A 22,562-nucleotide genomic window follows, 5' to 3' on the forward strand; every position below is an offset into this window, starting at 1 on the left:
CCTACAGTTGGAAGTTCTCGCCCAGGTAGACGCGCCTGACGCGCTCATCACCAATGATAGCGTCTGGCCGTCCGGACGTCAGCACGGTGCCTTCGGAAAGGATGTAGGCCCGGTGGCAGATGCCGAGCGTCTCGCGGACGTTGTGGTCCGTGATGAGGATGCCGATGCCCCGCTCCTCGAGCTGGTGGATGATGTGCTGGATGTCCCGCACGGCGATGGGGTCCACGCCGGCGAAGGGCTCGTCGAGGAGGATGAACTGGGGATCGGTGGTCAGCGCCCGGGCGATCTCCACCCGGCGGCGCTCACCGCCGGAGAGGGACTGACCCTTCTGCCGGCGGACGTGGTCCACCCCCAGCTCCTGGAGCAGGCTCTCCAGACGCTCCTCCATCTGGGCCCGGGTCAGGTCCAGGGTCTCCAGGATGGCCAGCAGGTTCTGCTCCACGGTCAGCCGCCGGAAGACCGAGGCCTCCTGGGGCAGGTAGCCGATGCCCAGCCGGGCCCGGCGGTACATGGGGAGCTCGGTGATGTCGGCCCCGTCCAGGGCGATGGAGCCGTCGTCGGGCCGCACCAAGCCCACGATCATGTAGAAGCTGGTGGTCTTGCCCGCGCCGTTGGGCCCGAGCAGGCCCACGATCTCACCGGGACGCAGGGCGAGGTCAACCCCGGAGACCACGGTGCGGCCCTTGTACTGCTTGGTGAGGTTGGTGGCCTCGAGCTTACTCATCGTCCGGCGCGCCGCCTTGCTCTCGGGATTCCCGCGCTCCCGGCTCGCTGCCCGGCTGGAACACGCCCCGGGCCCGGCCGTTTTCCTCCCCCTCGCCGCTGAAGACCTCGGTGCGCTCCTCGTCGAGGTAGTACCGGATGCGCGCCCCCTCCAGGGAGTTGGGTCCCTCCTCCAGATAGGCCGAGCCGGTGAGCAGCACGGTGCCCTCCCGGGCGTCGTAGAGGGCCTCCTCCGCCTCCCCGTGGCGCTCCCCCTGGTCCAGGGTCACCGGGGCGCCGAAGGCCCGGATGGTGCGCATCCCCTCCTCGCCGTAGCTCACCACCACGCGCCGGGCGCGCAGCACCATGTCCCCGCGGGTGGCCACCACGTTGCCGGTGTAGATGGCCTCCTGGTCGGCGTCGCGGATGGTCATCTCGTCGGATTCCACCACCAGCGGCTCCTCGCGGCTGGGGCCGTCCTGCGCGGTGGACGGGGAAGGGGATTCCTGGGCCGCTGCCCCCGGGGACAGGGCGGCGGCCAGGACCAGGAGGAACAGGGGCGGGAGGATGCGGTCAGCCGGGCTCACTCGGGACCTTCCAGAAGGTGGTGTTGACCTGCTCGTGGATCCGCACGCGGCGCTCGTCGGTCCAGACGGTGGCGCCCACGCCGTCGGCGGTGCCGAAGTCGGCGGTGACCTGTACCGGCTCCTCGGTGGAGGCCCGCTGCTCCTGCGGGAAATAATGCAGGGTCTCGGTGGTCATGCGATAGCCCTCCGGGTCGGCGACCCGGACGTTGCCCTCCAGGGTGACCTGGTTGCTGTCGTCGGCCACCCGGCCCCGCCGGGAGCGCACGGTCAGGGGCGGCCCGTCGGGGCGGCTCACCTCCAGGTGGACCGTGCGCAGGCGGGTTTGGCCGGCCTCGGGGAAGTGGGCGGCGTGGTCGGCGATGAGCTGCCAGCGGTCGCCGTCGGCGGAGCGCTGGCGCAGCCGCACGTCCCAGGCCTCCATGTCGGCCTCGGGGCCCTCTTCCGCGACGGTGGGGGCCCGGCCCCGATCCTGCCAGAGCAGCGCCACGCCCACCCCCGCGGCCACGGCCACCACCAGGGCCAGGAGGAAGGGCCGTCCCCCCGGGGCCAGGCCCCGCCCCGCCCCCCGCGCCGCCATGGTCAGGGGCCGCCCCCGAGGTAGCCTGCCAGGATCTCCGCCTCCAGGCCCTTGGCCCATAGGAGGCGGTCGGTCACCTCGCGCACGGCCCCGTGCCCGCCGGGGCTTTCCGTGCACCAATGGGCGCGCGCGCACACGGCGGCATGGGCGTTGGGCACGGTGACGGCCAGCCCTGCCCGGGACAGGATGGGCAGGTCCACCACGTCGTCGCCCACCATGGCCACCGCCTCGGGGGCTACGTTAACCCGCTCAAGCAGCTCCTGGAAGGCCGGTGCCTTCTGCTCGCGGCCCTGGTAGAGGTGGGCGATGCCCAGCTCCTCGGCGCGGGCCGCCACCACCCGCGAGGTGCGGCCGGTGACCACGGCCACCGGCACGCCGTGGCGCTGCAGGAGCTTGATGCCGTGGCCGTCGCGCACGTGGAAGCGCTTGGACTCCTTGCCGTCGTCGTCCAGGACGATGCCGCCGTCGGTCAGCACGCCGTCCACGTCCAGCACCAGCAGCTCCACCGCCGCGGCGCGCCGGTCGACCTCGGCCGGGCTCAGGGGCTGGAGGTCGCTCATATGACACCCGCCCGCAGGAAGTCGTGCATGTTCAGGGCCCCCACCACGCAGTGGTCGCCGTCCACCACCAGCAGGCCGTTTATGGCCTTCTCTTCCATGAACTGCAGGCCCCGGGCGGCGAGCTCGTCGGGGCCGATGGTGTGGGGGTCGGGGGTCATGGCCTCGCCGGCGGTGGTGGCGAGGAGGTCCATCTCCTCGTCCAGCGCGCGGCGCAGGTCGCCGTCGGTGATCAGGCCCGCCAGGCGTCCTTCGCCGTCCTCCACGGCGGTCATGCCCAGCCGCTTGGAGGTCATCTCCAGCAGGGCCTCGCGCATGGAGGCGGTGGTGGGCACGCGGGGGATGTCGTCGTCCGTGTGCATGAGGTCGCGGATGTGCAGCAGCAAGCGCTTGCCCAGGCTGCCGCCGGGGTGGAAGCGGGCGAAGTCCTCGGGGGTGAAGCCGCGCTCCTCCAGCAAAGCCACGGCCAGGGCGTCGCCCAGGGCCAGGGTCACCGTGGTGGATGCGGTGGGCGCCAGGTTCATGGGGCAGGCCTCCGTCTCCACGCTGATGTCCAGCACCGCGTCGGAGCGGCTGCCCAGGGTGGAATCCAACCGGCCCACCATGGCCACCAGCGGGACCTTGAGGCGCTGCAGCAGGGGCAGCAGGGCCACCACTTCCTGGGTCTCGCCCGAGGAGGAGATGGCCAGCACCACGTCCTGCCGGGTCACCATGCCCAGATCGCCGTGGCTGCCCTCGGCGGGGTGCATGAAGAAGGCGGGGGTGCCGGTGCTGGCCAGGGTGGCGGCGATCTTGCGGCCGATGAGGCCCGATTTGCCCATGCCGGTGACCACCACGCGCCCCTGGGACCCCAGGATCAGCTCAGTGGTACGCTCGAAGGCCCCGTCCAGGCTGCGCTCGGCGGCGCGGATGGCGTCGGCCTCGATGGCTAGGGTGCGTCGGGCGTTGTCCAGGGCTCGGCTCATGCGGCGTTACCTGTGCTTGCGGGGCGACCGCCCCGGCCGTAGAGTGAGGGCGGATTCGGACCGGCTTCGGGGTGCCCATGGATAAGGTGTTCGTCACCGACCTGCGGGTCAGCGCGGTGATCGGTATTTTCGAATGGGAGCGGCGCATCCGCCAGACCCTTGCCGTGGATCTGGAGGTGGCGGCGGACTGCGCCGCCGCGGCCGCCACCGACCGGGTGACGGAGGCCGTGGACTACAAGGCCCTGGCCAAGCGGGTCTCCGCCTTCCTGGTGGAGGGCGAGTTCCAGCTGGTGGAGACGGCCGCCGAGCGCACGGCCGAGATGGTACGGGCCGAGTTCGGGGTGCCGTGGATCCGCCTCCGGCTGCACAAGCCCGGGGCCCTGAGCGGTGCCCGCGACGTGGGCGTCGAGGTAGAGCGCGGCCAATGCCCCTGACCCGGAACGCGGCCCCATGACTATCGCCTATGTCGGCATCGGGAGCAACCTGGATCCGGCCGCCCACGTGCGGGCCGGGGTGGAGGAGCTGCGGGCCCATTTCCCCGCGGTGGCCTGCTCGCCCGTCTACCGGACCGAGCCCGTGGGCTTCGAAGGGCCCTCCTTCCTCAACCTGGTGGTACGCCTGGCCACCGAGGACTCCCTGGAGGCGGTCCGGGATCGCCTCCGGGCCATCGAGGCCCGCTGCGGGCGGGAGCGGTCGGGCGGCGGGTCCGGGGATCCCTCCGGAAGCCGCACCCTCGACCTGGACCTGCTCCTGTTCGGCGACCGGGTCATCGCCGAGCCGGTGGTCCTGCCCCGCGAGGACGTGACCCGCTACGCCTTCGTCGCCAAGCCCCTGGCCGATCTGGATCCGGAAGGGCGGTTGCCCGGAGACGGCCGCACCTTCCGGGAGGTGTGGGCGTCCTTCCCGGAGGGCGCGGAGGCCGGGATGCGCCGCGAGGAGCTGGACCTGCCCTGCTGAGAGGGCCCCGGGCCTTTCTCCCCCAGGACCGATCGGCCTGCTGTAGGAGCCCGCTTTAGCGGGCGATGGTTCGATCTTGCCCGGAAGACAAGTTCGGACCGCTCACTGTAAGTGAGCTCCTACAAACGCGCTCCCACCGCGGGAGCCGCGGACTCAATACAGCAGCCGTCCGCCCTCGATGCCGAGCACCTGGCCGGTAATATAGTCGGCGCGGGCCAGGAAGTGAACCGCCTCGGCGATGGGCTCGGGGCCGCTGGCCCGGGCCAGGGCCGTATGGCGCAGGATGGCCTCCTTGTCCTGCTCGCTCTTGCCCGACTCCGGCCACAGGGCCGCACCGGGGGCCACGGCGTTGACCCGCACCCGCGGCCCCATCTCCTTGGCCAGGGCGCGGGTCAGCATCACCAGCCCCGCCTTGGAGATGGAGTAGACGGCGTGGTGCTCCAGGGGGCGCTCGGCGTACACGTCGGCCAGGCTGATGATGGCCCCGCCGCGCTCCTCCAGGTATTCCTGGGCCGCCTGGGCCAGGAAGAAGGGGGCCTTGAGGTTGGTCCCCAGGAGATCGTCCCAGGCCGCCTCGCTCGCCTCCCGCAAGGGGGTGGGGTAGAAGCGGGCGGCGTTGTTGACCAGGATGTCCAGGCCGCCGAAGGCGGCGGCTACCGACTCCACCAGCGGCGCGAGGTTGGCGGTGTCCTCCAGGGCGCAGCCGAAGGCCCGCGCCCGGGCCGGCCCCCGGGCCTCCAGCTCCTCGGCCAGGGCCTCCGCCTCGGCCCGGCTGGTATGGTAGTGGATGGCCACGTCCGCCCCGGCTGCGTGCAGCTGCCGGGCGGTTGCCCGCCCGAGGCGGTGGGCGGCCCCGGTCACCAGGGCCACGTGGTCGGCGAGATTGCCATCGGCCATATGCCGTCCTCAGAAGGTTGGGGAGCTCCCATCGCTTTTCCCGCCCCGCCGTCCGGGGCCGGGCCCCGGCGGCCCGTGTAAAGGCCGCCCCGATCGCCAAGCATTGCCAATCCCGCCGAGGATGTCCATGGAATACACCGAGTCCGCCCTCCCCGAGCCCAACGACGCCGAGCGCGAGCGCGCCGAGACCGTGGCCGCGGCCCTGCGCGAGCGCATGGCCGGAAGCGGTGCCATCCCCTTCGACGCGTTCATGCGCACGGCCCTCTACGAGCCCGGCCTGGGCTACTACGTGGGCGGCCGTGAGCGGCTCGGGCGCGGCGGCGACTTCGTCACCGCCCCCGAGCTGACCCCCTTCTTCGGGTACACCGTGGCCGGGCAGGTGGTGGACCTGCTGGCGCGCTGCGGGGGCGGGGACGTCCTGGAGGCGGGGGCCGGCAGCGGCGCCCTGGCCACCCAGCTGCTCGCCGAGCTGGAGCGGCTGGGCAACCTCCCCGAGCGCTACCGCATCCTGGAGGTGAGCCCCGACCTCAAGGACCGCCAGCGTCGCACCCTGGAGCGCACCCTGCCGCACCTCCTGGATCGGGTGGAATGGCTGGAGGATTTCCCCGCCGAGCCCTGGTCCGGCGTCCTGGTGGCCAACGAGCTGCTGGACAGCCTGCCGGTGCACCGGGTGCGCATCACCGAGGAGGGCCTCAAGGAGCTCTACGTGGCCCCGGACGAGGACAGCGGCGGCTTCAAGTGGCAGGAAGGCCCCGTGAGCGACCCCCTCGTGGCCGACAGCCTCGGCGACCTCTCCGGGCTGCCGGTGGGCATGGAGACGGAGGTGAACCTGGAGGCGCCGGCCTGGGTGGCCCAGGCCGCGGAGCGCATGGAGCGGGGCGGGCTGCTGCTTATCGATTACGGCCATCCCGCCGCCGAGCTCTACCGTCCCGAGCGCGCCCGCGGCACCCTCATGTGCCACTTCCGCCACCGCGCGCACGACGACCCCTTCTACCTACCCGGGGTGCAGGACATCACGGCCCACGTGGACTTCTCGGCGGTCGCCGAGGCCGCCCAGGCGGCCGGCCTGGAGGTGGGCGGCTTCACCAACCAGGCCCAGTTCCTCATCAACCTGGGCCTCACCCACCGGGTGGAGGAGTACCTGGGCGGCGGCGCGGTAAGCGACGAGGAACAGCTTCAGCTCGCCACGGCCCTGAAGCAGCTCACCCTGCCCCAGGGCATGGGCGAGTCCTTCAAGGCCCTGCTGCTGGTGCGGGGGGTGGAGGGGCCCTTCCCGGGCTACCGCCAGGGCGACCGCGCCGGGGAGCTGTAGGCGCCGAAGACATCGAACCGCCAAGTACGCCAAGAAAAGTTGAAAAGGAAACAAAAACATAAGGAATACATGCCAAGGCTGCATCCCCTTCAGATGGCGATGCTTCCCTTCTAGGTTTTGGGATCTCGCCGTTTTTCCTTGGCGTGCTTGGCGTCCTTGGCGGTTAATTCCCTTTTTCCTGCCGCTATCCGACTAAAGGGGACTCCATGACCTACCTCCAGGCCCTGGTGCTGGCTCTGATCCAGGGCATCACCGAGTGGCTGCCCATCTCCAGTTCCGCCCACCTGATCCTGTTCCCCGCCCTGGCAGGCTGGCCTGACCAGGGGCTGGCCTTCGACGTGGCGGTGCATGTGGGCTCGCTGATGGCGGTGCTGCTCTACTTCCGCGCGGACATCGCCGCCATGGCGCGGGACTGGGGGCGGTCGCTGGTTACCCGTCGGCTGGCGGGGGAGGCCCGGCTGGCTTGGGCGGTGCTGTTCGCCACCATCCCGGTGGGGCTGGCCGGGCTCGCCTTCAAGGAGCAGGTGGAAGGGGTCATGCGCGATCCACACGTGCTGGCCTGGGCCCTGATCGGCTTCGGCGTGCTGCTGTGGGGGGCGGACCGCTGGGGGCGGCGGGTGCGCACCGAGCGCCAGCTCACCTGGAAGGACGTGGCGGTGATCGGCTGCGCCCAGGCCCTGGCCTTGATCCCCGGCACCAGCCGCTCGGGCATCACCATGACCGCAGGGCTGGCGGTAGGCTGGACCCGCGAGGCAGCCGCCCGCTTCTCCTTCCTGCTTGCCATCCCGGTGATCGTTCTGGCCGGCGGGCTGGATGCGGTGGACGTGGTCCGCGGCGAGGCGGGGCAGCCGCTGTCCCTGCTGGCCGTGGGCTTCCTCGCCAGCGCCCTTTCCGCCTACCTGTGCATCTGGGCCTTCCTGGCCTGGATCCGCCGCATCGGCATGGGGCCCTTCGTCATCTATCGGATTGCGCTGGGCCTGCTGTTGCTGGCGGTGTTCTGAAAACGGTGAACCGCCAAGGCCGCCAAGCACGCCAAGAAGGAAACGGCCAAGACTGTGCCTTATGAATTCGGCGATGGAGGCCCCTACCGGGCCCATATCCATTCGCCTTCGGGTGGTTGGTCTTTTTGGTCTTCCTTGGCGTGCTTGGCGGCCTTGGCGGTTGGATGTCGTTCTGTCTATTTCCCTCGCTGCTGCCCCCCGCCGAAGGCGTAGCTGATCGCCAGGATGCCGCTATAAGACGTGCTGCGGTCGACGATGGGGCTGTCGGTGATGGCGTCGTCCAGCCAGCTGTGGCGCAGGTAGGCGAACAGCCCCCAGCGGCCGGTGAGGCGGGCCCGCCCCACCAGGGCCACGTAGGGGTTCCAGGCCGCCGTCCCCGTGTAGGCCGGACGCCCGGCTCGGGCCTCTTCCGGCCGCACGCCGTAGTAGTAGTCCACGAAGGGGCCGCTCGCCCACTCCATCCCGGCCCCGGGCGAGACGCTGAGCCGGCGGCCCCCCAGCCGGTAGGTGACCTCGACGGAAACCTCCTGGCCGTCATGCCGCCCGAGCAGGTCCGTTACCCCCTGTGCCCGCAGGCGCCACGGGCCGAGGCGCCGGGTGAGCTGCAGGCCGGCCTCGGCGGTCCGGCGTCGGGTCTCCATGCCGGCGAGGGCCGGGCTGTCCTCGGCCCGGAAGCTCTGGAAGCGCGGCCGGGCCACCGCCTCCAGGCGGAAGTCGCGGTCGCCCCACAGGCGGTACTGCGCCTGGATGCCGCGAAGCTTGAACCGGCCGAGGTCCAGGTTGACCACCGGCACCGGGGTCAGGTTGCTGGACACCCCGGCGTAGGGCGAGGGCGAGGCCACCACGCCCATCCCCACCATCACCGGCGGCTGGCCGGGCGGCCCCTGGGCGGCGCAGAGCGCCGGGGCAGCCAGGGCCAGGAGGGTGATCGGGCCGATGCGGCGTTTCATACAGGGTTCCCATAAGCGATCAGCACCAGGATCAGCAGGGCCACGATGGCGGTCATGATGGTGGTGTCCAGGATCCCCAGGGTGTGGTTCTCCTCGATGAGCTCCAGCAGCACGAAGAAGGTGGGGAACAGGAACAGCAGCAGGAAGGTGTTGGACAGGTCGAAGCCCAGCGGCAGGGTCGGATGGTCCGGGGCCACCCAGCCCTGGTAGGCGGCGATGGCCAGCAGGGTGATCGGCACCACCAGGAACATCACCTGGGTGATGCCGCCGAAGGCGTTGGCCAGGGCGATGCCGTACTCCCCCTTGCGGTGCGCTTGCCACAGGATCACGTACTCGCTCATGCCGGCGAAGCCGGCCAGGACCAGGGCGGTGAGCAGGGGGTTGAAGCCGAAGTCCGCCATGGCCACCTCGGCGAAGTGGGCCACCCGCTCGCCGCCCAGGAAGGCCCCGCCAATACCCGCCAGCAGCAGCCAGCCGATCACCGGCAGGGGGCTGCGCGCCACGCCCCGGTAGACCAGGTCCAGGCGCCGTTCCACCTCCGCCTCGGAGAGGTCCAGGGTCTCCCGCACCTCCGTTTCCTCCCGGGCGTACTCCGCCAGCAGCTTGTAAATGTAAACGGCGAAGATGGCCAGCAGGACCACCGCCACCACGGCCAGGTCCAGGGGGGCGAAGGCGTCCTTGGCGTGGCCGTTGGCGTTGAGGGTCAGCATCACCAGCCCCAGGATCAGCCCCATGGCGGCCCCGGCGATGAGCACCTGGGTGCCGGCTTCGGTGATGGGGCGCGGCATGAGGAACTTGCCGTGGATGTCCTTGGGCAGGAAGTAGGAGTACAGGCTGAACACCAGGGTGTTCAGGTAGATGGTCACCAGGGCCAGGGTGAAGGCGGCCACCGGGCTCACCGGAACCACGAAGGCGATGGTCACCAGCTCGGGAAGGGTGGACAGGACCTCCGCCACCGTGCCGGCCACGTAGTGGTCCCATTCCAGCCGCGCCGCCAGGCGCTGGCTCCCCACCACGAACGCCTCGCAGGCCGCCTGCAGGAGCAGGATCCCCGCGACTAGGGCCCCCGCGGCCGCGGCCCACTCCGGCAGGGCCACGCCGAGGCCCTCGCCGAGGTACAGGAAGGCCCACAGGACCACCCCTAGCACCATGCGGCGGGCCCAGTGGGGGTAGGGTGGCCGGAGGGCCCCCGCAGGCAGGCCCAAGTGGAGGATGGGCAAACGGTCCGGGTCGATGCCGGCCCGGCGCAGGCGGCGCTCCGCCCGGGAGGGAGCCTCGGGCAGGCCCGCAGCGGCGCGGTCGCGGGAGGAGGGTGGCTCCTGGTGTGGCGGTTCGCGGCCCATGGGGCGTCCGGGGAAAGGTGGGGATTCCCGGATTATGGCGCAGGCGCCAGAGTCCGTCATCCGGGGAGCCGGGCTCAGGTGGACTCGGAGCCGGTGCGGATCCGTTGGCGGTAGCCGAAGGCCGCCTGACGGACGTTCTCCTCGTCCTCCAGGCCGCTCCCCAGCGCCCCGCCAATGGTGGCCAGGGAGCTCGCCAGCCAGGCCAGGGTGAGGTAATCGGGCCAGGACAGGGGGTAGCCCTTGATGACGTTCTGTATCGCCGCCCGGAAGACGTTCTCAGGAACGAAGAGCCAGGCGCCCGCCAGGAGCAGCACGAACAGGGTAAGGTAGAACAGGAAGGCGGCGGTGCTCATGGTCAGGACGGTTACGGTGTTGTACAGCACCGTCAGCCCCCGGCTGCTCCGCTTGTAGCGGCCGGCCTCCCACAGGTGGTGGGCGACGATGGTCCAACCGGTGAGGCTGGCGAGGGAGACCGCCATCAGGGCGAGAAGCTTCGTCTCCCCGAGGGACACGCTCACCTGGTGCACGCTCGTGAAGAACACGGCGTAGGCGCCCGTGGCGGCGGCCGCGGCAAGGGCCCCCCGGAAGCTCAGGAACAGGTTGCGTGGGCTGTTGTTCAGCACCATGCCGGCCAAGAGCCTCGGTAGCCCCCGGCGCTTGGGCGTAGTGTATTCCACGTTGCCCCCGATGTCGGCCTCTTCCCGGGCGATCTGGGCGTGCCGGCGGATGGGGGCCAGGAGCTGGGAAAGGGGGCCGAAGAAGAGCCGCGGCCGACGGCGTGCGCGGCGCCGTGGCTTCCTGCGACCGGCCTGTCCCGCCTCCGGGGCGGCCTCCCGTCCCGGCTCGGCGATCTCGCGGACGAGCTGCAGGACCGCATTCCGGGCCCGCCGGTGGAGCCTGCAGGCCCCCAGGGCGGGCAGCGATACCCCGCCGACCCCCTTCGCCTGGCTCTCCGTGGCCACGACGATCCGCTTGCTGCGCAAGATCGGCAGGTCAGTGAGGAACAGGGCCATATCCCAGCCTTCCCGCTCCTGCCGGTCCTCGCAGTGGGGCAACAGATCCGGGGCCTCCAGGTCGCTCCCCGTCAAAGGGTCGGTCCGGAGCTGTACCTCCCACGTGACGGAGGGGTCCACGCGTTCCTCCAGCAGTCCCGGGAGCTCGTCGGCGAGCCTGCGGGCCACCTGCTCGCAAAGCCCGGGGGCCGGCACCAATCCCAGCGTGATCCGTTCGGTCATAGGGGCTCCCAGTGCGGCCCCGTTCGGTTGGAGCTGGGGGCGGAGGCCGCTGGCCCCATCGTGGGCCGAAACAGGGCCCCGGATCAGTCCGGAAGGTTCCGGTTCCGGAAGGGGGTCGGGAAAGGCGGGAGGCGCGGCCCGGGAAGGGGCGGTGGTTACCGTCGGGCGAGCTCGGATCCCGCGCGGGCGGATAGCAGCCGGTCGAGGTCGTGGGCGATGGCGTCGGGGCCGTCGTCGGGCAGGGCCAGCAGGCGCGGCTCGCCCTCGGGACCGAAGATGAACAGCCCCGTGCTGTGGGAGACGTCGTAGTTTCCGTGGGCGTCGGGCTCGCCGTAGCCGTAGGCCACCCGGTAGCGCTTGGTGAAGGCGTCGAGCTGCTCGCGGTTGCCGCGCAAGCCCACGAACCGGGGTCCGAAGGCGCGCACGTAGGAGCGCAGCACCTCGCGGGTGTCGCGCTCGGGGTCCACGGTAACGAACAGCACCCGCACCCGGTCGGCCTTTTCCTCCCCCAGGCGGCCCAGGGCCTGGCGGACGTTGGCGAGGGTAGCGGGGCAGACGTCGGGGCAGTGGGTGAAGCCGAAGTAGACCAGGGTCACCTTTCCCCGGTAGTCGGCCCCGCGCACCGTCGCGCCCTGGTGGTCGGTCATGGTGAAGGCGAGGCGCGGCATGAGCCCCGAGATGTCCTTGAGCCGCCAGGGGCTGTCGCCACTGCAACCGGCTACCAGCAGCAGGGCTCCGAGGAGCAGCAGGGCGGGGAACCGGCGGCGGGGCATTATCCGGGGCATGGGGCGCTCCTCAGCGCGTTCCCGCGGGGTCGGCCATGGTGGCCCGGCCCCGGGGCCGGTGGCCTTCCCGCATCCACATGCGCAGCACGATGAGCCCCACCACCACGCTCATCATGGCCGCCGGGATCCAGGTGAGCAGGCCGCCGATCTGCTGGTCGAGCAGGGGCGCGATGGGCCAGGCCCGCCCGCAGACCTGGTAGATGTCGAACAGCACCTCGTTGCTGAGGCTGATGTAGGCGCCCAGGGCGATCTGGGGAAGCATGATGGCCCACAGCATGATGATCCGCGTACCGAAGCCGACGCCCCCGCGAGCCGGGGAACGCGGGTCCACCGCCAGCCACCAGAACAGCAGGCCTTCCACCACCATGCTCCAGTTCATGGCCTGGTACAGGGGGAGGCTGAGCATGGCGTCGAAGTGGACGGGCGGATACAGCCACAGGAAGATCAGCCCCACGAACAGCAGGGGGGCCACCAGGGGATGCTGGATGCCGCGGTAGGGTCCCCGGATGGCGGGGTGCCGCCAGAGGCGGCGCAGGCCCTGCTTGAGGCGCCCCTCGGGCAGGCCGCGGCCCAGGATCTCATGGGGCGTTGCCAGCACCATGAGCACCGGGCCCACGTGGTGCAGCACCAGGTGCTGGGCGCGGTGGATCCAGAACATGTTCTGGGCGTAGTAGTCGATCTGGGTCTGGAGCATGGCGTAGGTGAGGCCCAGACCCAGGAGGAAGGAGGCGGAGCGCCAGAAGCCGGTGCCCTCGCCGGTTCGCCGGCGGATCAGCAGGCCGCGCAGGAACAGCGCGGCCGCCCCCAGGGTGACGGCCAGCACGGTGGGGGAGAACTCGTAGGGCAGCAGGAAGCCGGCGACCGATTCCATGGGTGGGCGCGCCCGCGAAAGCCTGGAACTCGGCCAGAATGCCTCGGGGCGGAGGCGGGGGCAAGCGGGGCGCGCCGGGGTCCGGCCGCGGCCCCGCCCGGGCAGGGGGTGCGTTCCGCTTACTTCCCCGCGGGGCGCTGGATGCCGCCGGAGGGCAGGCCGGCCTTGCCCAGCATGGAGTCCAGCGGGCAGAAGCGGGTGAAACCGCTCTGCAACAGGTTCAGGCCCACGAAGCCGGTGAGCAGCAGCCACCACTGGCTGTGGTAGATCACCAATGCAACGGACACCAGGATCACGGTGCCGGCGAAGATGCGGACCACGCGTTCGGTCGTCATGGACTCGTTTCCTCCGTTGTGCGGTTCAGGGTGCGAACGGACCCGGCTCAGCCGGCCCGGCCCGCCTCGATCACCCGATCCATGCGCTTGCGCATGAAGGCGAAGTACATCACCGGGATCACCACCAGCGTCAGCAGGGTGGCGGCGGCGATCCCGAACAGCAGGGAGATGGCCAGACCCTGGAAGATGGGGTCAAACAGGATCACGAAGGCGCCCACCATGGCGGCGGCCGCGGTGAGGACGATGGGCCGCAGCCGCACCGCGCCGGAGCGGATCACCGCCTCCTGGAAGTCCACCCCTTGAGCCGTCTCCTGGTTGATGAAGTCCACCAGCAGGATGGAGTTGCGGACGATGATGCCGCCCAGGGCGATCATGCCGATCATGGAGGTGGCGGTGAAATGGGCGCCGAACAGTGCGTGCCCGGGCATCACCCCCACCACCGTCAGCGGTATGGGCGCCATGATGATGACGGGCACCAGGTAGCTGCGGAACTGCCCCACGATGAGCAGGAAGATCAGCACCAGGCCCACCGCGTAGGCGGCGCCCATGTCGCGGAAGGTCTCGTAGGTGACCTGGGCCTCGCCGTCCCACTTGAGGGCGTACTTGTACTCCTGCTCCGGCTGCTGGGTGAACAGCTGCGGGATGGTGTAGCCCTGGTCGAGCGGCTCCTCCTGCAGGCTGTCCCAGATGTAGTAGAGGCCGTAGAGGGGGCTGTCGTTGGGCTGCGCCTTGTCGCCCGTGACGTAGACCACCGGTTTCAGGTTCTTGTGGTAGATGGTCTGGTCCCGCGTGGTCTCCACGGGGGTCACCAGCTCCGCCAGCGGCACGAGGGCGCCGTCGCGGGACTGCACCCGCATCTCCAGCAGGGAGTCGATGCGCGCCTTCTGGGCGTCGGGCAGCTCGGCGCGGATCAGCAGCGGGTACTTCTGGTTCTCGCGGTGCAGCGCTGAGATGTCCTCGCCCTCCAGGGCCATGGAGATGGCCTGGGCGATGCGCTGCTCGGAGACCCCGGCGCGGGCGGCCTTCTCCTTGTCCACCACCAGCCGCACCTTCTCGCCCTGGGCCTCCACCGTGCTGTCCACGTCGGTGACGGTGTCCACTTGGCGGAAGCGCTCCTCCACCTGCCGGGCCACGTCCAGCTGGCCCTCGTAGGAGGGGCCGTAGATCTCCGCCACCAGGGGGGAAAGCACCGGCGGGCCCGGCGGCACCTCCACGATCTTCACGTTGGCCCCGTGCTCCTCGCCGATGGCGTGCAGCTCGTCGCGCACGTCCAGGGCGATCTCGTGGCTGGAGCGCTCGCGGTGCTCCTTGTGCGCCAGGTTCACCTGGATGTCGGCCTGGTGGGGCGCCTCCCGCATGTAGTACTGGCGCACCAGGCCGTTGAAGTTGATGGGCGAGTGGATGCCCACATACTCCTGGTAGTCGGTGACCTCGGGGACGGTGGCCAGGTACTGTCCCAGCTCCTGGGTCACCTGGGCGGTGGTCTCCAGGGCCGTGCCTTCGGGCATGTCCACCACCACCTGGAGCTCCGACTTGTTGTCGAAGGGCAGCATCTTGAGGGTCACCAGCTTGAAGTAGGCCAGCGACATGGCCGCCCCCATGAGCACGAGCACCACCGCGAACATGGCCCAGCGCTTGCCGCGGCTCTCGAAGAACGGCGTCAGGAACCAGCGGTAGAACCGGAAGGTCCAGCCTTCCTCGGGATGGCGGTCGGCGCCCCCTTCCTCCAGGGGCTGCTCCCCGCCGGGCTCCCCCTCATGGTGGGTCCCGCTGCGTTTGAGCAGCAGGTAGGCCAGCCAGGGCGTGATGATGAAGGCCACCAGCAGGGAGAAGAACATGGCGAAGGAGGCGTTGATGGGGATGGGGCTCATGTAGGGCCCCATCAGCCCCGTCACGAACGCCATGGGCAGGAGGGCGGCGATCACCGTGAAGGTGGCCAGGATGGTGGGGTTGCCCACCTCGTCCACGGCGTAGGGGGTGGCCGCGTCCAGGGAGCGCTCGCCGAGCATGTGGTGGCGGTGGATGTTCTCCACCACCACGATGGCGTCGTCCACCAGGATGCCGATGGAGAAGATCAGGGCGAACAGCGACACCCGGTTGATGGTGAAGCCCCACATGTAGGAGGCGAACAGGGTCAGGCCCAGGGTAATGGGGATCACCACCAGGACCACGGTGCCCTCCTTGCGGCCCAGGGCCAGGCCGATGAACAGCACCACGGAGACCGTGGCCACGCCCAGGTGGAACAGCAGCTCGTTGGCCTTGTGGTTGGCGGTGTAGCCGTAGTCCCGGGTGACGCTGTACTCGATGTCCTCGGGGACGATGTGGCCGCTCAGGTCCTCGAAGCGCTCCACCACCGCCTCGGCGACCTCCACGGCGTTGGTGCCCTTCTTTTTGGCCACCGCCACGGTCACCGCGGGGGTGCGCGTCCCGGCCTCCAGACCCTTCTGTCCGGCGGACGGTCCGGTGCCCATCCACACGTACTGGTCGGGATCCCCCGGGCCCTCGGAGACCTCGGCCACGTCCTTGAGATAGACCGGGGCCTGCTCGTGCACCCCCACCACCAGGTTGCGGGTCTCCTCCACGGTGGTCAGGAAGGTGCCCGTCTGCACGATGACGGACTGGTTGTCGCGGGTCAGCTCGCCGGAGGGCAGGCTGCTGTTGGAGACCTTCAGGGCGTCCCGGATGGCCCCCGGGCCGACGCCGAATTCGGCCATGCGGTCGGGCTGCATGTGGATCCGGACGTTGTGATCGGGGCCGCCGAGGGTGTAGACGTCGGCGGTGTCCTGCACCTTCTTGAGCTCCGCCTCCACCGCATGGGCGGTCTGGCGCAGCTCGTACCCGGTGTACTCGTCCGAGAACAGAGTCAGGTTGACCACCGGGACGTCGTTGATGCTCTTGGGCTTGACGATGGGCTCGCCCACGCCCACCGCCTGAGGGATCCAGTCGCGGTTGGCCATGACCTTGTTGTAGGTCTTGACCAGGGCGTCGGTGCGGTCCGAGCCCACCTCGAAGCGCACCGTGATCACCGCCATGTCCGGGCTGGAGGCCGAGTAGACGTACTTGGCGCCCTTGATCTCCGAGAGGACCTGCTCGGCGGGGGTGGCCACCAGGGACTCCACCTCCTCCGCCGAGGCGCCCGGGAAGGGGATGAAGATGTCCACGAGGGGCACCTTGATCTGGGGCTCCTCCTCGCGGGGCGTCAGCATCACCGCCAGAAGGCCGGCCAGCAGGGCCAGGATCCCTAGCAGCGGGGTGATCCGGGCCCCCATGAACTTGGCGGCCATCCGTCCGGCGATGCCGTAGGTTTGCTCGGCCATGGGCTAGTCCTTGCCTGGTTCGCTGACCGTGGAGCGATATAAAGGGGGGCGCGCCCGCCGCGCGGCCCCGGCGCGTCCGGTTAGTGGGCGGCCTCCGTGGCCTCGTCTCCCGCGGCGGGCTGCTCCTCCTTGAGGTAGCGCAGCGCCCGCTCGGGGTCCAGGGCGATGCGGTCGCCTGCGCGCAGGCCGGCGAGCACCTCGCGGCCCTCCTGGGAGTGCTCGCCCAGTTCCACCAGGCGGAACACCACCCGGTTCTCCCGCACCACGTACACCCCGGTGATCTCGTTGCGGTGGACCAGGGCCCGACGCGGCACCACCAGGGAATCCTCGGCGCCCATCAGGAACTCCGCCCGGCCGAACATCCCAGCGGACACGGGGGCTTCCTCGGGGAGCCGGAGGCGGACCTGGAAGGTGTGGGTGGTGGGGTCGCCCTGCGGCACGATGGTGACCCGCTCGGCCGGGAAGCGCTCGTCCAGGGCGGGGATCCAGGCGCGGGCCTCGCCGTCCGCCAGCAGTTCGGGGATGCGGCTCTCCTGGACTCGGGCGGTCAGGCGCAGCCGGCTGGGATCCAGGACCGTGATCAGGGGAGCCCCGGGCTGGGCCAGCTCGCCCTCCTCCATGTGGGTCGCCGTCACCACGCCGTCCACCGGGGCCTGGATCTCGGTCTTGTCCAGCCGGATGCGCAGCTTGCGGATCTCGGCCTCCGCTTGGCTGCGCTGGGCCTCCGCGCGGCTCAGGGCCGCGCTGGCCTCGTCCATCTGCTGCTCGGAGGCGGAGTTCTGCTCGTAGAGGCTCTTGGTCCGCTGGAAGGTGCTCCGGGCCTCCTCGGCCCGCGCCTTCGCGGCCTCCAGGGCGGCCTCGGTCACCGCCAGCTGGGCCCGCAGGCTCTCGTCGTCGAGGCGCACCAGGGTGTCGCCCTTGGCCACCGAGTCGCCCACGTCGTAGGGCATGGCCACCACCTGGCCGCTCACCTCCGCGGAGATCCGGGAGGCGCGCCGGGACTCCACGGTGCCGGGGGCGCTGCGTATCCGTTCCACGGGCTGGGGCTCCAGCACCATGGTCTCGAAGGGCATCTCCGCCGCTTCGGCGGACACCGTCGCGAAAAGGGCAGCTCCGGCCAGGACAACGGCGAGCCTTTTCATGCGGTGCTCCTGTGGTTGGGATCGTCGGGCCGGGGCGCGCCGGGCGCCCCGAGGGCAATGGGGCGGCGGTGCGTCAACCGTGGGGGGCGCCGCCGGTCCCGTCCGGGCCCGCGAGGCGGTCCAGGACGGGGGTCTGGCCCACCGCCTTCTGCAGCCGCGCGTGGCTCAGGCGCAGGTCGTAGAAGGCCTCCACCTGCCGCAGCCGGGCCTGTTGGCGGGCAAGCTGGGCGTCAAGGACCTCCACCATGGTGGCCGCTCCCTGCCGGTAGCGGTCCGTGTTAGTGCGCAGGCTCTCCCGGGCGCTCGCCACGGCGTGGCCCACGGTGTCCAGGCGGCGCCGGGCGGTATCCAGGTCGAGCCTGGCCCGCTTCACCTCCAGCCGGACCTTGCGCCGGATGTCGGTGAGCCGGGCCCGGGCGGCGTAGCGCTCCGCCTCCGCCGCATCGCGGCTGGCCCAGCGGCCGCCGCCGAACAGCCGCCAGTCCATCCGCACCCCCGCCAGCCAGCTCTGGTCGGCGGTGCTGGCGCGATGGTCCTCCAGTCGCGCCTCCAGATTCACGTGGGGGAGGAGCTCCGCGGTGGCGGCATCCACCCCCGCGCGGGCCGCGCCGAGCTGGGCCTCGGTGGCGGCGATGGCGGGTCGCTTGGCGATGGCCCGCTCCACCAGGGCGTCCAGCCCGGGCGCCTTGGCGGGCAGGTCCTCGCCCAGGTCACGGTCGAGGTTCACCGGGGCGTCGAGGTCGCGCCCGAGCCGCTCGTTGAGGGCGCTCTTGGCCACGGCCACCCCGTTGCGGTGGGCGAGGAGCTGCTCCTCCAGCTCGCTGACCCGGGTCCGGGCCTGGAGCATGTCCCCGCGCATGGCCGCGCCCGTCTCCAGACGGTTCTCGGCGATGCGCAGGTGCTCGCGGGCGGCCTTCAGGGCCTCCTCGGTTACCGCCACCCGCGCCTCGGCCAGCTGCACCCGCAGGAAGGCCTTGGTGGCGCCCAGGGCCACGTCGAGCCGGGTCTGATCGAGTTGGCGGCTCATGGCCTCCCGGTTGGAGCGGGCCCGGCGCACCTCGGCGCTGGTGGCCCCGCCGCGGTAGAGCGGCTGGCGCAGCACCAGGGCGGTGGCGAGGTCGCTGGTGGTGTCGGGGTCGTTGAGGGTGCCGAAATCCCCCTGGGTCAGGTCCCCGAAGTCCTCGCCCTGCACGTCCCCCTGGCTCAGCTTGGCCATGAAGGCCTGGGCGGGGCTGTTGGTGGCGCGGGCGCCCACCTCCAGGTCCACCACGGGCAGGTAGCCGCTGCCGGCGGCCTCGGCGCGGTATCCGGCGGCTTCCTGCCGGTAGCGCTGGGCCTGAACCTGGTTGTTGTTCTCCAGGGCCTGGCGCACGGCCTCGGGAAGCTCCAGGGCCTGGGCGGTGCCCGGGGCGAGAGCGGCGCCGAGGAGGCCCACGGGCAGGAGTCGGAGCAGGTCTTTAATAACCATATTATTAAATTACCATTTGCTTATATTAAAAACCATAAATAAATCCGAGCACCTTGCCCGGACGTTCCCGTACGGCCATCTGGGAGAACCTTTCCCGCATGGGCCTGTCCTTCGCGGTCAGGTGGGGGCGGCCGACCCGTTCCCCTGGGGTCCGGCCGAGCCGGACCCACCCATGATAGAAGTTACGCGTGATCGTCGTCGAATGGGCAAAAGACCTCGCGCATCAGGGAGATCAGCTTCAGGGTGCGGGGGTCGCCGACCCGGTAGTACACCTTGTTGGCGTTCTTCCGGGCCTTGAGGATGCCCTTGTCGCGCATGATCCCCAGGTGCTGGGAAATGTTGCTCTGAGACGTGCCCACCTCCTCCACGATCTCCTGCACGCTCATCTCCTTGTCGTTGAGCGTGCACAGGACCTTGAGGCGCAAGGGGTGCGACATCGCCTTGAGGGAGCGAGAGGCCTGCTCGATGTTCTCGTCGCCCTCGAGCAGGTGTTCGGTGGACTCCATGACCTTCCTCCCCCAGAATTCTGGGCTGTTTTACTGAGTAATAATAATATTATATGTCCGAGTCAAGGAACCTGGGGGTTCCCCGGGCGTCACATGGCTATGGGTTTTTGCTAGAATTTAGAACCTTTCTATAAGTCCCGCGGGCTCCCGCGGGGTTGTCCGTGACCGCGGCGGGAGACGAAGAGGGAGGCCCGATGGCGCTGCCGCATCGTCCTATGGTGCTTATGATTCTCGATGGCTGGGGGTACCGGGAGGACCCGGAGTCCAACGCCGTCCATGCCGCGCATCTGCCGGTGATGGACGGCCTGTGGCGCGATTACCCCCATACCTTGATCCAGGCCTCCGCCGCTTCCGTGGGGCTGCCCTCCGGCCAGATGGGTAGCTCCGAGGTGGGCCACCTGAACCTGGGCGCGGGGCGCGTCGTGTACCAGGAGTACGCCCGGATCAATCGTGCCATCGAGGACGGTTCATTTTATAGCAACCACGAGCTTACCGCCGCCGTGGACGCGGTGAAAGCCAGTGGCAAGGCCCTGCACATCATGGGGCTGCTCTCCGACGGCGGCGTGCACAGCCACCAGTCGCACATCGAGGCCATGGTGAAGCTGGCGGTGGAGCGCGGCGCCCCGGAGGTCTATGTCCACGCCTTCCTCGATGGCCGCGACACCGCGCCCCAGAGCGCCCACCGCTACGTCCACCGCCTGCAGAAGTTCATGGCGGAGGTGGGCGGGGGCCGTATCGCCACCGTGGTCGGCCGGTACTACGCCATGGACCGCGACCGGCGCTGGCAGCGGGTGCAGGCGGCCTACGACCTCCTCACCCAGGGCACGGGGCACGCGGCCCGAGGCGCCATCGAGGCCGTGGACATGGCCTACGAGCGGGGCGAGACCGACGAGTTCGTGGAGGCCACGGCCATGGTCGACGATGCCGGGGCCCCGATCGGGGTGGTGGGTGACGGCGACGCGGTGGTGTTCATGAACTTCCGCTCCGACCGCGCCCGGCAGATCACCCAGCCCTTCATCGAGCCCGGGTTCGACAAGTTCGAGCGGGCGGTGGTCCCGGACCTGGCGCACTTCGTGTGCCTGACCGAGTACAACGACGCCTTCGACGTGCCCATGGCGTTCCCGCCTCAGCGCCTGAAGCGCATCTTCGGCGAGTACCTCGCCTCCCTGGGCATGGGGCAGCTGCGCATCGCCGAAACGGAGAAGTACGCCCACGTCACCTTCTTCTTCAACGGGGGCGAGGAGACGCCGTTCCCCGGCGAGGACCGGATCCTGATCCACTCGCCGCAGGTGGCCACCTACGACCAGCAGCCGGAGATGAGCGCCCACGAGCTCACCGACGAGGTGGTGAAGGCGGTGGACGCCGGCACCTACGACGTCATCATCATGAACTACGCCAACGCGGACATGGTGGGCCACACCGGCAACTTCGACGCCACCGTGCAGGCCCTGGAGGCGGTGGACGAGTGCGTGGGCCGGGTGGTGGAGTCCGTGCGCGCCCACGGCGGGGAGCTGCTGGTCACCGCGGACCACGGCAACGCCGAGCAGATGGCGGACCCGGAGACCGGCAAGCCGCACACCGCCCACAGCATCAATCCTGTGCCCTTCATCTACGTGGGCGACCGCAAGGTGACCATGGCCGAGACCGGGGCCCTGGAGGACGTGGTGCCGACCATGCTCCACCTCATGGCGCTGCCCCAGCCCCACGAGATGACCGGCCACGCCCTGGCCCAGCTCGACGTGGCCACGGAACAGGCCGAAGGGGTGTGACCGCGGGGCGGGCCGCGCGGTCTCCCCTGCCGCGGGCCGCCGGGCTGCTTTTGCTCGGTGCCCTGGGGGGGCTGACCGCCTCCGCCGCGGCGGAGGACCCGGAGGCCCGCCTGGAGCGGAAAAAGGAGGAGCTGGCCGAGCTGCGCCGGGCCGCCCGGGAGATCGGCGAGGAGCTGGAGCGCACCCGGAAGCGCGAGGCGGACGCCCGCGAGGCCGTCTTCGAGCTGGAAGAGCGCATCTCCGTTCTGCGCAACCGCCGCCGGCGCAGCGAGCGCAACCTGGCGGCCAACACCGAGCGCCGGGAAGAGCTGAAGGCCGAACGGCAGCGCCTGCGGGAGCGGGTGGACCGCCACCGCGACCGCCTGGAGGCCTATCTGCGGGCCGCCCACCGCGCCGGCCAGAGCGGGTTCCTGCGCCAGCTCTTCGAGCACCGGGATCCTGGACGCATCCGCCGCGCCCTGACCTTCATGAGCTACCTGCACGAGGCGCGCCGCCAGGAGATGGAGCGCCTGCGGGAGGCCCGCGAGCGGGCCGCCGATGTGATGGACGAGCTGGCGGCGGAACGGACGGAGGAGACGCGCCTCCGGGACCGGCTGGCCGAGCAGAAGCGGGCCATTGCCCGGCGCCTGGAGGAGCGCCGGGCCCTGCTGGAGGAACTGGAGGCCCAGTCCGAGCGGAAGCGGAACCGCCTAGCCGCCGTGCGGTCCGACCAGCAGGCCCTGAAGAAGGTCATCGAGCGGCTGCGCGGGCTGCGCGAGGATGGGGTCCTCGAGAAGGTGGGCGAGAAGCACATGGCGGCCCGCAAGGGGGAGCTTCCCCTGCCCGTGGCCCGGCCCGAAATACTGGCCCACTACGGGGACTCCCGGGAGCGCCGCTCCATGCGCTGGAGGGGCCTGCTGCTGGGCGCCGAAACCGGAGCCGAGGTCCGCTCCATCTTCCGGGGCCGGGTGGCCTACGCCGGACGGCTCCGTGGCTACGGGCTCATCACCATCATTGACCACGGCGACAATCTGCTCTCGTTGTATGCCCATAACCGTGTGGTATACAAAGAAGTAGGGGAATGGGTGGAAACGGGGGCGCCGGTGGCCGCCGTGGGCACCACCGGCGGGCGGTCCCGGCCGGCCACCTACTTCGAGATCCGCCAGGGCGGCGAGCCCGTGGACCCCCTGCAGTGGTGTCGCGCGCCGGGCGGGAGCGAGCAACGCTCCGCCGGGCGCTGAAAACTCCCGGTCTGCCTCCTCGGGACGGCCGAGCCTCCCGGGCGGGTCGCGTCCGGAGCCTCCTCG

General features: G+C 70.5%; 22 protein-coding genes. 6 read left to right on the top strand and 16 right to left on the bottom strand.

Annotation, left to right across the window (positions count from 1 at the left end; genetic code table 11):
• Position 1: 1 nt before the first annotated feature.
• Genes lptB through AN478_RS03670 form a run of 5 tightly spaced genes read right to left on the bottom strand, consistent with a single transcriptional unit; the run spans position 2 to position 3,388 of the window.
• Positions 2-724 carry an LPS export ABC transporter ATP-binding protein gene (gene lptB, locus AN478_RS03650; protein WP_054965271.1) on the bottom strand — a complete coding sequence of 241 codons (723 nt, stop codon included), beginning with the start codon at positions 722-724 and terminating at the stop codon, positions 2-4.
• Positions 717-1,289, bottom strand: coding sequence for a lipopolysaccharide transport periplasmic protein LptA (lptA, locus tag AN478_RS03655; RefSeq protein WP_054965272.1), 573 nt, complete (start codon positions 1,287-1,289; stop codon positions 717-719). The genes lptB and lptA overlap by 8 nt, the downstream gene beginning before the upstream one ends.
• Entirely contained in the window at positions 1,276-1,866 is a 591-nt protein-coding gene (gene lptC, locus AN478_RS03660; protein WP_054965273.1) for an LPS export ABC transporter periplasmic protein LptC, read from the bottom strand. Before lptC ends, lptA begins: the two co-directional genes overlap by 14 nt.
• Positions 1,867-1,868: 2 nt before the next feature.
• A complete protein-coding gene (locus tag AN478_RS03665) occupies positions 1,869-2,426 on the bottom strand; it encodes a KdsC family phosphatase (RefSeq protein ID WP_054965274.1) in 558 nt (185 codons plus the stop codon).
• The gene (locus AN478_RS03670) at positions 2,423-3,388 is read right to left on the bottom strand and encodes a KpsF/GutQ family sugar-phosphate isomerase (protein WP_054965275.1); all 966 of its coding nucleotides are present in this window, start codon (positions 3,386-3,388) and stop codon (positions 2,423-2,425) included. Before AN478_RS03670 ends, AN478_RS03665 begins: the two co-directional genes overlap by 4 nt.
• A gap of 77 nt (positions 3,389-3,465) precedes the next feature.
• On the opposite strand from AN478_RS03670, the gene folB reads away from it, so the two are divergent.
• On the top strand, positions 3,466-3,822 hold the full coding sequence (folB, locus tag AN478_RS03675) for a dihydroneopterin aldolase (protein ID WP_054965276.1): 357 nt from the start codon (positions 3,466-3,468) through the stop codon (positions 3,820-3,822).
• A gap of 16 nt (positions 3,823-3,838) precedes the next feature.
• On the top strand, positions 3,839-4,345 hold the full coding sequence (gene folK / locus AN478_RS03680; RefSeq protein WP_054965277.1) for a 2-amino-4-hydroxy-6-hydroxymethyldihydropteridine diphosphokinase: 507 nt from the start codon (positions 3,839-3,841) through the stop codon (positions 4,343-4,345).
• 153 nt (positions 4,346-4,498) lie between these two features.
• On the opposite strand, the gene AN478_RS03685 is transcribed toward folK, so the two are convergent.
• Positions 4,499-5,242: a pteridine reductase gene (locus AN478_RS03685; protein ID WP_054965278.1), complete on the bottom strand. Its 744-nt coding sequence runs from the start codon at positions 5,240-5,242 to the stop codon at positions 4,499-4,501.
• A 127-nt stretch (positions 5,243-5,369) separates the two neighbouring features.
• Here AN478_RS03685 and AN478_RS03690 point away from each other — a divergent pair, with 127 nt between their 5' ends.
• Together AN478_RS03690 and AN478_RS03695 are read left to right on the top strand one after the other, a co-directional pair.
• Positions 5,370-6,554 (top strand): class I SAM-dependent methyltransferase, encoded by a 1,185-nt coding sequence (locus AN478_RS03690; protein WP_054965279.1) that lies wholly within the window; start codon positions 5,370-5,372, stop codon positions 6,552-6,554.
• 206 nt (positions 6,555-6,760) lie between these two features.
• Positions 6,761-7,555 (top strand): undecaprenyl-diphosphate phosphatase, encoded by a 795-nt coding sequence (locus AN478_RS03695; RefSeq protein ID WP_054965280.1) that lies wholly within the window; start codon positions 6,761-6,763, stop codon positions 7,553-7,555.
• A gap of 176 nt (positions 7,556-7,731) precedes the next feature.
• Here AN478_RS03695 and AN478_RS03700 read toward each other — a convergent pair whose 3' ends face one another.
• From AN478_RS03700 to AN478_RS03745, 10 genes are all read right to left on the bottom strand, one after another.
• Positions 7,732-8,505 carry a MipA/OmpV family protein gene (locus AN478_RS03700; RefSeq protein WP_054965281.1) on the bottom strand — a complete coding sequence of 258 codons (774 nt, stop codon included), beginning with the start codon at positions 8,503-8,505 and terminating at the stop codon, positions 7,732-7,734.
• On the bottom strand, positions 8,502-9,848 hold the full coding sequence (locus tag AN478_RS13885; protein WP_054965282.1) for a sodium/calcium exchanger protein: 1,347 nt from the start codon (positions 9,846-9,848) through the stop codon (positions 8,502-8,504). The genes AN478_RS03700 and AN478_RS13885 overlap by 4 nt, the downstream gene beginning before the upstream one ends.
• Positions 9,849-9,922: 74 nt before the next feature.
• Complete coding sequence (locus AN478_RS03710; RefSeq protein WP_054965283.1) at positions 9,923-11,083, bottom strand: hypothetical protein; 1,161 nt, start codon at positions 11,081-11,083, stop codon at positions 9,923-9,925.
• 155 nt (positions 11,084-11,238) lie between these two features.
• A complete protein-coding gene (locus AN478_RS03715; RefSeq protein WP_074471382.1) occupies positions 11,239-11,868 on the bottom strand; it encodes an SCO family protein in 630 nt (209 codons plus the stop codon).
• A 10-nt stretch (positions 11,869-11,878) separates the two neighbouring features.
• On the bottom strand, positions 11,879-12,739 hold the full coding sequence (locus tag AN478_RS03720; RefSeq protein WP_054965284.1) for a cytochrome c oxidase assembly protein: 861 nt from the start codon (positions 12,737-12,739) through the stop codon (positions 11,879-11,881).
• Between the two features lie 119 nt (positions 12,740-12,858).
• A complete protein-coding gene (locus AN478_RS03725) occupies positions 12,859-13,074 on the bottom strand; it encodes a YgaP family membrane protein (protein ID WP_054965285.1) in 216 nt (71 codons plus the stop codon).
• 47 nt (positions 13,075-13,121) lie between these two features.
• Positions 13,122-16,391 (bottom strand): efflux RND transporter permease subunit, encoded by a 3,270-nt coding sequence (locus AN478_RS03730; protein ID WP_054965286.1) that lies wholly within the window; start codon positions 16,389-16,391, stop codon positions 13,122-13,124.
• A gap of 80 nt (positions 16,392-16,471) precedes the next feature.
• Positions 16,472-17,533: an efflux RND transporter periplasmic adaptor subunit gene (locus tag AN478_RS03735; RefSeq protein ID WP_054965287.1), complete on the bottom strand. Its 1,062-nt coding sequence runs from the start codon at positions 17,531-17,533 to the stop codon at positions 16,472-16,474.
• Positions 17,534-17,606: 73 nt separating this feature from the next.
• A complete protein-coding gene (locus AN478_RS03740) occupies positions 17,607-19,001 on the bottom strand; it encodes a TolC family protein (protein ID WP_054965288.1) in 1,395 nt (464 codons plus the stop codon).
• A 182-nt stretch (positions 19,002-19,183) separates the two neighbouring features.
• Positions 19,184-19,507 carry an ArsR/SmtB family transcription factor gene (locus tag AN478_RS03745; protein ID WP_054965289.1) on the bottom strand — a complete coding sequence of 108 codons (324 nt, stop codon included), beginning with the start codon at positions 19,505-19,507 and terminating at the stop codon, positions 19,184-19,186.
• Positions 19,508-19,701: 194 nt separating this feature from the next.
• On the opposite strand from AN478_RS03745, the gene gpmI reads away from it, so the two are divergent.
• Positions 19,702-21,276 (top strand): 2,3-bisphosphoglycerate-independent phosphoglycerate mutase, encoded by a 1,575-nt coding sequence (gene gpmI / locus AN478_RS03750; protein WP_054965290.1) that lies wholly within the window; start codon positions 19,702-19,704, stop codon positions 21,274-21,276.
• Complete coding sequence (locus tag AN478_RS03755; RefSeq protein WP_054965291.1) at positions 21,273-22,496, top strand: murein hydrolase activator EnvC family protein; 1,224 nt, start codon at positions 21,273-21,275, stop codon at positions 22,494-22,496. The genes gpmI and AN478_RS03755 overlap by 4 nt, the downstream gene beginning before the upstream one ends.
• The last annotated feature ends 66 nt before the right edge of the window (positions 22,497-22,562 follow it).

The sequence above is a fragment of the Thiohalorhabdus denitrificans genome (assembly GCF_001399755.1).
Taxonomy (GTDB): domain Bacteria; phylum Pseudomonadota; class Gammaproteobacteria; order Thiohalorhabdales; family Thiohalorhabdaceae; genus Thiohalorhabdus; species Thiohalorhabdus denitrificans.